This is a genomic window from Paenibacillus sp. MER 180, assembly GCF_023713665.1.
GTDB classification, from domain to species: Bacteria; Bacillota; Bacilli; order Paenibacillales; family Paenibacillaceae; genus Paenibacillus_B; species Paenibacillus_B suaedae.
Window position 1 is genome coordinate 295402 of the sequence record NZ_JAMAVT010000008.1, and the last position, 13003, is coordinate 308404.

The following is a 13003-nucleotide window of genomic DNA, read 5'->3' on the forward strand; positions in this document are numbered from 1 at the left end:
ACTGCCGGCTAGATGACAACACTTTTTTCTTCCAGCCGTTCTGTATCGGAGTTTTCACCAGACTCGTCGATGATTTGCAAAAATAAAGGCAGCTCGCATGTATTCTCTTTCGCTTCGACCGATCTGAAATGCCCGTCTGTCTGTATTTCAGCCTCGATCCAGTAGCGTCCCTTATTGAAACTCGCTTTCGGAAGCGGGGAGCGTACGCAAATGCCCTCGTTATTCCATGAACTTAGTATGACATGGGCATTAGTACCCCCGAATCCAAAGGAACTAATTCCAGCCATTCGGACACCATGCGGTGGCATCCACTCCTTCGCTTCGGTAACGGGATAGAATGGAGAACTACTAAACTGGAACCTTGGATTCGGCGTAGAACAATGAAGCGTTGGCGGAAGATGCCCGTTGTGGATCGCCAAAGCCGTTTTGATGAAGCTGGCAATTCCCGCAGCGCTTAATAAATGACCCATATTGGTTTTGACGCTGCCAACACCGCAATATTGCAAGGCATTCGTATATTTACGAAAGGTATTGGTTAAAGCACGCAGCTCAATTGGATCGCCAATCATCGTTCCTGTGCCGTGTGTTTCTATATAAGTAATGGATTCCGGTGATACTCCAGCCACATCAAGAGCCTTTTCGATAACTTCCATTTGCGCTTCCGGATTAGGTGTCGTTATTCCCATTGTATGTCCGTCATTATTAACTGCCGTAGCTTCAATAACGGCATAGATTCTGTCGCCGTCTGATACGGCTTGCCGGAGTGGCTTCAACAAAACTGCGCCGCAGCCCTCCCCAGGCACAAATCCGTTCGCTCCCTCATCAAAAGTGCGGCATCTTCCATCCGGAGACAGCGCCCTGCCTTGACTCAACATGAGATAAGGTTGCTCGTCCAACAATATATCGACTCCCCCGGCCAAAGCCATCTCCGATTCCCCGGCCAACAGACTTTGACATGCCAAATGTAGACTAACTAGTGAAGAGGAACAGGCCGAATCCACAACAACGTTCGGACCCTTGAAATTAAAAAAGTGAGACACATGACCAGCAATGAAGTTTTGACCGCTTCCTGTAACTGTATCGGCCAGCGGCTCCTTAATCCTTCCGCAATATGAACTCATTCTGGCTCCTGCATATACACCGACGTTGCGGCCGGATAGTTCTTGCTGCAGATAGCCTGCATCTCTGAGCGCTTGATCGCAAACCTCTAAAAACTTCCTGATTCCAGGATCGATTTGGGCTGCAAGCTCCTCGCGAATTTTAAAATAGCGAGGATCGAAGCTCTCAATATCCTGCAAAAATCCTCCCCATTTGCTGATACTCTTACCGCTACGCACATCCTTGGAGTACAATTTTGCCGTATCCCATCGTTCCTTCGGAACCTCGGTTATACAGTCGGCACCCTCAATTAGTCGCTGCCAAAATGTTTCCAGGTCAGGTGATTGGGGAAACTGACACGCCATGCCAATCACTGCAATTTTGTGTCCAGTGCTGTCTTCCTTTTGACTTTCATTGCTCTTTTCCATTGACAGCTTAAGTGGTGCTTTTCCCTCTTGTACCAACTCGTTTCTTCTGGCAAAACCGTTCCTCGCATTCTGTACGGCAAGCTGCTCGCTTAGCGCTGCAATCGTTGGATATTCCAATATTAACGATGGTTCAAGCTTTCCGCCGACGAGCATCTCCGCTTTCTTAACCAATTCGGACAACAAAATTGAATCTACTCCATATTCGCTAAAATGAACATCATCATCGATCTGCTCTTCTTCCAAATTCAATTCTGCTGCGAACAGTCGTTTAAGTTTCCCTTTTATGTCCGATTCCGGCTCGCTCCTAACAATGCAATCGCTCCGCTCTTTTCGTTTCTCTTGCGTTGAGCTATCATGTACAGCATTGCTAGCCGTCGTATTTGTCAAAGACGTAGAAATCCGTAACAAGGACGCTTGATCGAATTGTCGCTGTACCGTACACGGCAAGAGCAGGGAATAAGCTTCTCTATTTCTCAGCGCCCATTCAAACAGGCGAAGACCTTCTGCAGTAGAAAGGGAATTGAACCCCATCTGTGTATAAGCAGGTGTACGTACTTCCCCCATCCCCGTTTCCTTCCAACTAGGCCATGCCAGCGAAAGATAATAGGTATTTCCCCGCTTATGCTGGTATTCAGCAAAATAGTCCATAAAGGCATTCGCATTGGCATAATCGCTGGATGCCGCTGCTAAGGTAGGAACCGTCCCGGCAACCGAGGAGAATAATACGAAAAATTGCAAGGGACATGAGCTCAAAATTTCATGAAGAAGCTGCAAGCCGTCAATTTTCGGTTCGAACACCTTCTGCATGTCGCCCACCTGTTTATGAACGAAAGCTACATTCGTATCATCGCGTGCTCCGGCACAATGAACCACGCCGGCAATCTCCCCGAAGCTGCTCCGAATCCCATCAAAAAACGAGCGCAATCCGGTTTTGTCTGTAAGCGATCCGCAATAGTAACGGATCGAGGCCCCCTTACCCTCCAACTCTAAGATCAGTCTGATGGACTCGCGTTCTCGGATTCCGACATTATCGGATTGCTGCATTAGCATTTCCCACTCGCTTCGATCTGGAAGATAACTCTTTCCCATGATAACGAGCTTAGTTACGCCTAATTTGACAAAATGTCGTGCCAACTCAGCTCCGATGCCTCTAGTTCCACCCGTAATGACATAAACCTGATCGGAAGAGAATTCCAACTTTTCTCCTGTGTCCGCTTTACCCACTTCCATCATTTCTGGGTAATATCGTTCTCCGTCTCGATAGCAAATCTCACTTACGTTGTCCTCCACTTTCAACTCACGCCGAATAAGTTCCAGCATTGCATTCCCATTGATCGGATAACGATCGAGGTCGATCGTTTTACTTGTTAATTTTCGATATTCCGAGCTTAACATCTTAACGATTCCAGCAAAGTTAGCTCCGGCTAACGTATGTCGAGTCGAAGCAAATGCCTGCAAATTTTGCGTAAATTGCAGAACCTGGGCTCCTGCACTCATTGATCGTTTAACAAACCATTGCAACAAGGAGATTTTTCCCCAGTTAATCGCTGGAACGTGACGCTTAGTTCGGTAAAGATCAGACATATCTACAAATGAAGAAAAGACATGTCCTGCAGACTCTAATTTCTCCATAATTTGTAAGGCATGACTTTCTTCCTGCAGATTAGCTGAGAACCGATCATTGCCAATCTCACTGTATATATTTCCATCCGACACCAGAACAACTTCTGTCCTTTTCGCTATCCATTCTGCTAGTTTTTCGGTATCTTTGTTGGCTATAATCAGAATTGGTGACAGCAGAGGACTTTCTTCGATACTCTCTACCCGGCATCGTTTCCACACTTTGCTTAATAAGAGCCGATCCCTCTTCTCTGTATCGGAACTCTGCGCTTTCTCAGATGATTTCCGGGGTAAAATCCAATGGGACTGGCGCATAAAAGGATACGTTGGCAACGATACTTTGGCTGGGCTGATCTCACCATAAAAATTCTTCCAATCTATCTCTGCCCCCGCTGCCCATTGTTCTGCCAAAAGGCGAGGATCCTCAGTTTCAAGTTGGGAGAAGTGATTCCGGGTTGCTGAAGCTGCTGAAGCATGCCCTGCCTTGCTTTGCTTCCCTCTGTATATGCCCGTTACCGCTCCTCCAATTATGAATTGCTGCAATTTATGACACAGATCCTCTACGGAGGAAACAACGAACGCGACCCTCTCCTCCATTGGAACCCTGCCAACCTGCAGTGTGTACGCAAGAGAAGCAAGGGATGGAATCGCATTTTTCTCTTTTTCCCGCTCCTGTGGGGAGATTTCACGAGAAAGGGAACCATTGGATGTATTCTGCTCAACTATTCGCTTAGACAATTGGGCAACAGAAGGGTATCCATCCAACTGCATATGATTCAAATTCAATTGATACTTCTCATTAATTTTTTCCATAAGTCGTAACAAATGAATAGGCTCAGCTCCCAGATGATCAATTCCCTCGTCTGCCCCGATGTAAGCTCTGTCCATGTCAAGCGTGGTGGCGCACATCGTCAACAGTTCCTCCTGAATGCGGTCCATCACTATGCATTTGTCTGATAACGGACTGAATAAGCCGTTAAGATGTATTTGCAATTGCTCTGCATAGTCCTTGAGCCGCTCTTCATCTTTTGCTGACAGCACGACAATCTGCTCTTGAGCAACCGGTTGCATAGGAACGATCGAAGATTTAACATGCTCCTCCAATACTAAATGAGCATTAACGCCGCCAAATCCGAAAGAACTGATGCCTGCTCGGCGTGGCACATGGTTTCCATCCTGGTCTGTTGCGGATATCCAATCCTTGTTCTTCGCTACGATATAGAACGGAGAACCACCAAGCTCAATATAAGGGTTCAATTTTTGAAAATGAATATTTCCTGGAAGCTTGCCGTGCTTCATCGCCATCATTACCTTTACAACACTGGCAATTCCGGCCGCCGGTTCCAAATGTCCAATGCTTGTTTTTACTGAACCCAATCCACATGCGGTGTTCCCTGGGTAGACTTTCCGCCAACGTTCATAAAGATGCTTGAACGCCAGTTTCAATCCTTCAATCTCAACAGGATCTCCGAGCTTGGTTCCCGTGCCATGAGTTTCGATATAGGACACTGTGCTTGGATCAATGCCCGATTGTATCCAAGCTCTCTCAATGACCTCCGCTTGCGCTGCAGGATTGGGCGCTGTCAAGGAATGGGCACTTCCCCCATGATTGACGTCAATTCCTCTAATAACAGCATAGATCTGATCTCCGTCCGCCACCGCCCGATCCAATGGTTTCAAGAGAATCGCCGCTGCACCCTCACTGCGTGCATATCCGTTTGCTCCTTCGTCGAAGGTTCTGCATCTCCCCGTTCCAGAGAGCATCCCCGCTTTGCTCAAAGAAACATATAATTCCGGATCAAGCAGCAAATTTACCCCGCCAGCGATCGCCATGTCGCACTCATCGTGGCGGATCGCATCGACTGCCCGCTTTATCGCCACCAGCGAACTGGAGCAGGCCGTATCAATCGGTTCGCTGGGTCCTCGCCAATCCAGGAGATAGGATATGCGATTCGCCAAAATCGAATGTGCCGTCCCAGTAGCAGAATGGGAAACTGTCTCGATTCCCGATTTTTTGATCAAATCATGATAGTCGCTTCCGGAAACGCCAACAAACAGCCCGGTTCGCGAGCCGGATAATCGATCAGCCCGATAACCAGCATCCTCAATGGTCTTCCACACCGTTTCTAAAAAGAGACGCTGCTGTGGATCCATCCATGCCGCTTCGCGCGGTGAAATGCGAAAAAATAAAGAATCGAATTTATCCTCATCCTCGATAAATCCGCCCCATTTGATATTCGTTTTATTGGATTCCGTTAAAGGATCGCCATAATAAGCTTCCCAATCCCATCTACGGTTCGGCACTTCTTCGATGCAATCAATTCCTTTGATCAAGTTGTTCCAAAAAACTTCCGTATTTTCCGCATGAGGAAATACGCCACTTACTCCGATGATGGCAATCGGCTTTGATTTTTCATTCTTACTAGCATCGTTCGTATCGTTCGGGTCACTAGTTTTTTCCGCTGATTCAGACTCGCAGTCTTTCTGAATATGCGGAAATGGCATGAGAATCTGCTGATAATCCGTTGATTTGTTCATCGACTGCTGAACATTTTCCCCATAGTGGGCAACAACGTAATCGGAGACAAGACGAATCGTTGTGTACTCGTACAAGAAAGATGGCATTAATTGCAGTTTGAACTCAGCATTCAACGAATTGATTAGCCGCATGAGTGAATTGGAATCAAAGCCGTAATGCCCGAACTCCGCATCAGGATCGAGAGAATCTGAACGAATTTTCACAATTTTCCCTGCCATATCGGTAATGGTTTGATGCACATATTCTGACATGCCATTCACGTCGACGCTTCCCGTTATGAACGATGCCGTTTGTTGGGGCAGCTCGATTCTTTGTCTTATCGCTTGCGCATCCCCGTGCATGACCGCCAATTGTGAGCTAGGTGCCTGCAATCCGAGCAGAAACGACTGCCACCCGCACTCGGACGGCATGGGACGAAATCCCATCGCATTTGTAAACCATTGCTCTGCCTCGGGATTCATCCTCATGCCTCCATGCTGCCAGTACGGCCATTGTATGGCTAAAGTTTTGCCACTTCGTTCTCCCTTCCGTTCCATTGTATGACGGTATTCCGCATAAAAATCCATGAACGAATTAGCGAAAGCGTAATCTGTCTGACCGGAATTCCCGAGAACGGAGGCTAAAGATGAAAACATGACGAAGAAATCCAGCGTCTCGTTTCTTGTCACCTCATCAAGAAAAATCGTTCCATAGACTTTTGGATGGATGACTTGCTCCGCCTGCTTTCTGTCTTTGTTGATCAACGCGCAATCCCGTACAACACCGGCTGCATGAATGATTCCATTGATAGCTCCGAAGCGTTCCTTCATGTTCGTAATTAGGCGTTCGACTTCTGACCTGCATCCAACATCTGCCATCCAATATTCTACTCTGCACCCCAACTTGGCAATCTCTTGAATCTGCTCCCGCTGCTCCTGCTGCAACTTCGAACGCCCCGTCAATAGGAGCTGGCGTACCCCTTGCTGGGCAAAGTAACGTGCCATCATAAGCCCTAAACCACCCGCGCCTCCGGTGATTAAATATATCCCGTCTGATTTTATAGAGCATGTTGTAGAGGTCTCTACATCTAGAAGCGCATATTCAAGTCTTTTTCTTGTATAGCGCACTCCTTGCGCATACAAAAGTTCCCTCACATCTGGTAAGCTTCGTCCAAGTTCACTTAATAGACAACGAGCAGCAAGATCAACATTTTGAGACGTAAACCCAGCTATCACACAGGAAAATCGATGTTGTTCCATAGTTAGGCTTCTTGCAAATCCGGCAATAGCTGAAAATTCAGGGTGAGACGTCATCAAATCCCCCGGATAAGCGTAGGCCATGTTCAAGCTATGCTCAGGAAATGATGTGTACCATTGTCGGCAAAGGGAAAACACTGAATAAAATCCGGTTTCCAAGTCTGCTTGGTATCCATCACTACAACGTATGCTGCTACCAAAAGATAATAAATGCAGCACATTCCCAGGACGGAAACCGCTAAGACTCAATTGTTCGAACAATCGTGTAAAATCATGCTCCCGTTCGATATTCATTTCATAATGTTTGTCGTCAATCCGATTAAAATCGTTATGCCGAATCACGATAAACACCCTTGCATTCCCGGATCCTGCATCAACCATATGGCGGACTATCAAACCATCCTCCAGTTGATTGCAAAAAACAAGCAAATCTCCTTGCAGCCCTGCAACTGTATTCTCTGGAGATTCCCCGTCTTTGATCCAATCCCAGTAATAGAACAAGGTCTCGTTCTTTCCCGATTGATTTGCGGAATGCATAGGCGACTTTTGGGAAATGCAACTGTCTTCGCGCACTACTTCGGATGGAATCGTACCCGGATTTGATTGGGGAATCCAATATCGCCCGCGTTCGAAAGGATAGGTAGGCAGTGAAATGCGTTTTGCCTCTCCGTTCCACAATAGAGCCCAATCCACTTCCGCTCCCATCACCCATAGGCGCGCTAATGTGTCCAACCGCTTGTCTTGGATAGCAGTGTGAATAAATCCCTCTCCCTCTTTTCCTTTTAAAAAAGGGTCTGCCAGTTCTCGTGACCGCCTTGCATTTCCCGCATAAATGTCTTCTTCTTCGCGCTTCCCCGCAATAAATGCCTGCAGCTTGTCCCGCAAATGTCTTATGTCAGAAACAACTACGGCTAGTCGTTCCTCCATTGCCTCCCGACCAGTCTGCAGTGTAAATGCAATATCCCGTATACAAGGAACCGCATGAGCATCATCATTCTGTGTACGAAGAACAGCTCCAGACACAATCACATGCTGATCAGACTCGTGCAAATAAGGTTCTGGCAAGCCGAAGGCATAAGCCGCGCCAAACCCAACATCCATCAATAAATCCTTCCACCGTGCGACAGTTAGCAAAGGAGAATGATCAATTCTACCCTCCTCTTCTTCGTACAGCCACCAACCGTCTGAAAGGCCGAAAGATAATGTGGCATAATCCAATCTTCTGGTCACTTCATTTACAATGAACAAGCCGCTCGGCTTCAGCAATGACTTAGCATGCTTAAGCGTCCTCCCCATATTTCTTGTTGCATGAAGCGCATTGGTTGCAAAAACAATGTCCATACTGTTCAAGTCGAAACCTTGATATTCAGGCGATTTCTCAATGTTTAATACTTGATACTCTACATAAGGGAGCCCCAAGGAATGATAGGTTCTCTTTCCATATTGGGTAAAACCCGCTGAAACATCCGTGTAAAAATAATGGACATGCTCCTTAACCCGAGCAAGCGATTCCATTACATGCCTGCTGGTTCCCCCAGTGCCGGCACCGATTTCCAATATCCGGATTTTGGTATCCGGGCATTTGCGAAGCATTTCCTCCACATATTGGAGCACACATATGGCTACCAGCCTATTGTAATAATCCGTAATCGCGTTTCCTCGATAAACAGGTTCAACCTTCTCCATAGAGCTATTCGGAAATAGAATATCCGTATACTTCTCCTTTCCCGAAATAACCTGAGGAAAAGCACCTATGCAATCATGTGCCAAACGAGCCCATGACTCAAGCTCCGGATACCGGCTGCAAAAGCTTGGCAAGTAGGAATAGTGTCCATTTTCCCGAAATGAATGAACGTTCCAATCTGTAACTGCATGAGTAGCCGTAAATAACTGCTCTTCCTTCTGCAGGAATCCTCCTTGCGTCAAAAGTTCAAGCATACCGACAATCAACTTGCGGTACCCGGGCAAAGCACCCAGTACGTTATAAACTCGATCTGCGTGCGCCTGTTCACCTTCCACTGTAAACAGGCCCTTCAGTTGAAGTTGGCTCAGTAAATGAAGCCTAACTTCGGCGATAAGCTCAGCCCGTCCTTCCACGAAATGCTTCATTGCTGTGGCAGAAAGGCCACGTGCGCCAGATGGATCGTCCTTGATTTTGTTGAATACGGATCTCAACCATTGCGACTGTTCTGAACCGTCCATTGCTGTCTTCGAATTGGATTCCTCTATGACAGAATCTAAGTAACGCAGCCATGTGCCAGCATATTGCTGCAACCGATCCTGATTTCGTGCAGAAAAAACGGCCAACTGCTCCCTGTCATTCGCAACGTCCGTTGGCATAGCGACGCTCGCTGCATACTCCTCTAAAATGATATGTACATTGACGCCCCCTGCTCCAAACGAGCTGACGGCCGCTCTTCTAGGTTCGGGATAATTCTCTCCTTCATTTCCAAAAATACTCGATTTCCACTCTGCTGCTTCTTTTTGAACATAAAATGGCGTGTCTTCAAATTCAATATTCGGATTTCCTTGCTGTGCATGCAGCGAAGGAACTAGATACCGATGCTTCATTTGCAGCAATACCTTTGTTATTCCGGCAATGCCCGCCGCAGATTCCAAATGGCCAATGTTCGATTTAACAGAGCCAATGGAACAGAATTGCCTTTCATCAGTAAATGATCGAAACGCCTTTGTTAATCCAGAAATTTCAATCGGATCGCCTAACGCCGTCCCTGTTCCGTGTGCCTCAATGTAGCCGAGCGTTCTAGGATCAATGCCGGCCTTCCTGATCGCATCTGTGACTAAAGCAGCTTGAGCGTTCGGATTCGGTACTGTATACCCGTTCGTTCGACCGCCATGATTTATCGAGCTGGATTTAATAACCGCATAAATATGATCGCCGTCCCTAATCGCTTGGCTTAACGGTTTCAGCAGAATCGCCCCTACCCCTTCGCCGGGAACAAACCCACTCCCTCCGAGTCCAAAGCTGCGGCATTTTCCGTCTGTGCTCAACATGCGAAGCTGACACATGGTTGCATATTTAGAGGGATGCAAATAGATATTGACTCCACCTGCTACAGCCATTCGGCATTCCCTTTTCTTTAAGCTTTCACAGGCTAAATGAACTGCCGTCAGCGATGAAGAACAAGCTGTATCCACTGGCATGCTAGGCCCGCAGAAGTTGAATACATAGGAGACGCGATTGGCTATCGACCATGGCATTGCATTCGGGATGACCACTTCTCCATCCTCATTCACTGCTTGACCCAGCATATTGTAAGAGCTTGTAGTCGTACCTACAAAAACGCCAATATCCGGACTACTCTCATGACGAATATATTCCATTAGCCGCTCTTTTGTATAACCGGCATCTTCAAACAATGCCCACACGGTCTCCAGAAACATTCGTTCCTGAGGATCCATGGTTTCAGCTTCCTTCGGCGAAATATTAAAAAATAGAGGATCGAATCGATCAATGTCATCGATAAATCCTCCCCATTTGCAATATATTTTCCCTAATCTCGCCATTTCAGGATTCGGATCGTATATACCAGAACAATCCCACCGCTCGGGAGGTATTTCTGTAATGCAGTCCCTACCTTCCTTCAGGTTCCTCCAGAATTCATCCAAGTTTTTGGCTTGAGGATAACGGCCAACAACCCCGATAATGGCAATCTGGTCTTCAGAATCGGAAGGATTCATGGAGACAGTCTGCGGGATGTCGACATCCCGAGGTATGCTTGGCATTTTCATTCCTTGAGAGTATTCCCCTTGCCGGTGCTGCCGAGCTTGATCCATGTCAGCCATATTCAATACTTCCAGCAATCGTTGACGATAAGAGGCTAACAAATAATTGGCTACCTCACGAATATTGCGATATTCGAAGAGAAGCGTTTTGGGCAGCGCAACAAATTTCTCCTCCATTACTGCATTAAAGCGATTGATGATGATTGAATCTATGCCGTAATCTTCGAAGGTAATCTGAGCTTCGACCCTTTCAGGGGCAAGTCCAATCTCTTCAGCAATAATGGCAGCCAACCATTGCTCCACCTTATTCAGCAAATCTTCCCGAGATTCCATGCAGGTTTCCTTTACCGGTTTAGGTGGCTCCTGTATCCCCCAATTGACATCACTATTTGTGCTGGAATACTCACCACCCCTAGCGTCGGGGATTATTTTCCTTTGCACATAAGTATTCGTCTGGGTCTTGGTACCGTACAGCACCATCAGTTGCCCCTTATTTTGCAGCAGACCAGCGGACAGTGCCTCAATTCCTTTATCACTTGGCAAAGGATAAATGCCCCCTTGCTCGATAAGACTCGTCCTTTCCAGAGCAGATATCTGCATGCCGCCATCTTCCCATAACGGCCAGTTTACCGAAACGGTATTGCCGAAGCGTTTTCCTTCTTGTACCATTTCTTGCCGCCAAACAGCAAAATGATCCAGGAAACTGTTGGCATAAGCATAATCGGATTGTCCTACCTTTCCGAATACGGATGCGGTAGAGGAAAACAGTGCAAAAAATTGCAAAGGCTCGTCAATAAGCACGCGATCCAAGTGAATCGCGCCATTTAATTTAGGTGACAGCACATCCAAGAAATCCTCTTCCGATTTGTGTAAAATAAATCCGTTTCGGTAAATTCCAGCCGCATGAAAAACACCGTCTATTCGACCGAAACGGCGTTTAGCATTTGTTACTCCCTCATTAACCTGTTTATAATCGGACATATCCGCACGGAGGTAGAAAACTTCCGAACCCGCTTCTTCAAGTGCCCGAATGATATTCATCCGCTTGTCATCCAGCTCTGAGCGCCCGATAAGAATGAGCTTCGCCCGAAACTTCTCCGCCAAAAAACGCGATATAATAATGCCTAGGCCACCAAGACCACCGCTGATCAAATAGACCCCATGTTCTCTGTATGGAAGCCCAGAATTGGACGCATCTATTTCTCGATAACGCTTCACCAATCTCTGCTGTAAGGCGAACTTAATCTCCAACTCAGCGTAATCCCCTACCAACTCATTGCGAATTAGTCTAGAAGCCTCTGCTGCCGTGGATGTCGGATCAATTCCAACCGAACTATAACGATAATGAGGGTTCTCTTGATGTATTGTCCTACAAAAAGCTCCCACTGCCGCGTGCAGGGGAGCGTTGTTTTTGTTATTCATATATACATACAACAAACGAATACCGTGTCTCTGTCCGTGCTGCATCAATGCCTTGCTGAACGCAAAGACGGAACTGCCTCCCCACGCTATTCGTGGCTTACCATCCTCCATATCATCATGCGACGATTCCATAAAGACCGCCTGATTAGGGAAGATGCCTTTATCATTAAGCATAAGCAGCAGTTGACTGCAATGATCGAAATTGCCGGGAACCAGCTTATATTCTTCATCCCCTACACATTGAAAGCCGTCGCCAGCCTTGACAAGAATGCATCTATTCCCGGTGCCCAGCAAATTCGCCAACTCTGTTGCCAAAGGAGTGCCGACATGGAAAACAATCGCGGTATTTCCTTCGGTCGGCTTCTGCCCTTCACATGATTTCAAATCCGCTGGAACCCAATTCGGAACATAAAATAAAGCTGCTGTCGAATTAGCCGATTCCTCCGATTCATGCAGGCCAAGCGGAACCTGTACCGGAGTTGCGACAGGAACTTTTTCTCTGGCAAAAGAATAAACCGGGAGTGGAATTTTGCGGAATCCGGCGTTCGCATACAAGCGCGGCCAATCCAGATCACGGCCTTCGATATACAGTCGCCCAAGCTTCATAAGGGGCAACTCGCCTGCACCTTCTTTCGTCCATGGAACGATGTGTCCCGGCGCCCGTCCTGTGCTGACCATTTGTTGAAGCTTGGTCTTCAAATCCTCGGTATCGCTTGCAGCCAATATACAGCGCTCAGCAAAATGCTCTCTTCCAACCGCCAACGTATAGGCGATATCCCCGATGCTCGCCTGTTCTTCATTTCTGCCCAGCCAATCTAGCAAATCTGAAAGTCTCCGGTTTAACGCGTCTTTCGTTCGTGCCGAAAGAGGAATAAGATATAATTCCTTCTCCTGCGCCATGACTGATGCCTCCC

1 protein-coding gene is annotated in these 13003 nt (G+C 47.1%); it reads right to left on the reverse strand.

Translation table 11 applies throughout. From position 1 onward, the window contains the following. Positions 1-8 precede the first annotated feature (8 nt). Positions 9-12989 (reverse strand): SDR family NAD(P)-dependent oxidoreductase, encoded by a 12981-nt coding sequence (locus tag M3661_RS15430; RefSeq protein ID WP_251486488.1) that lies wholly within the window; start codon positions 12987-12989, stop codon positions 9-11. Positions 12990-13003 lie beyond the last annotated feature (14 nt).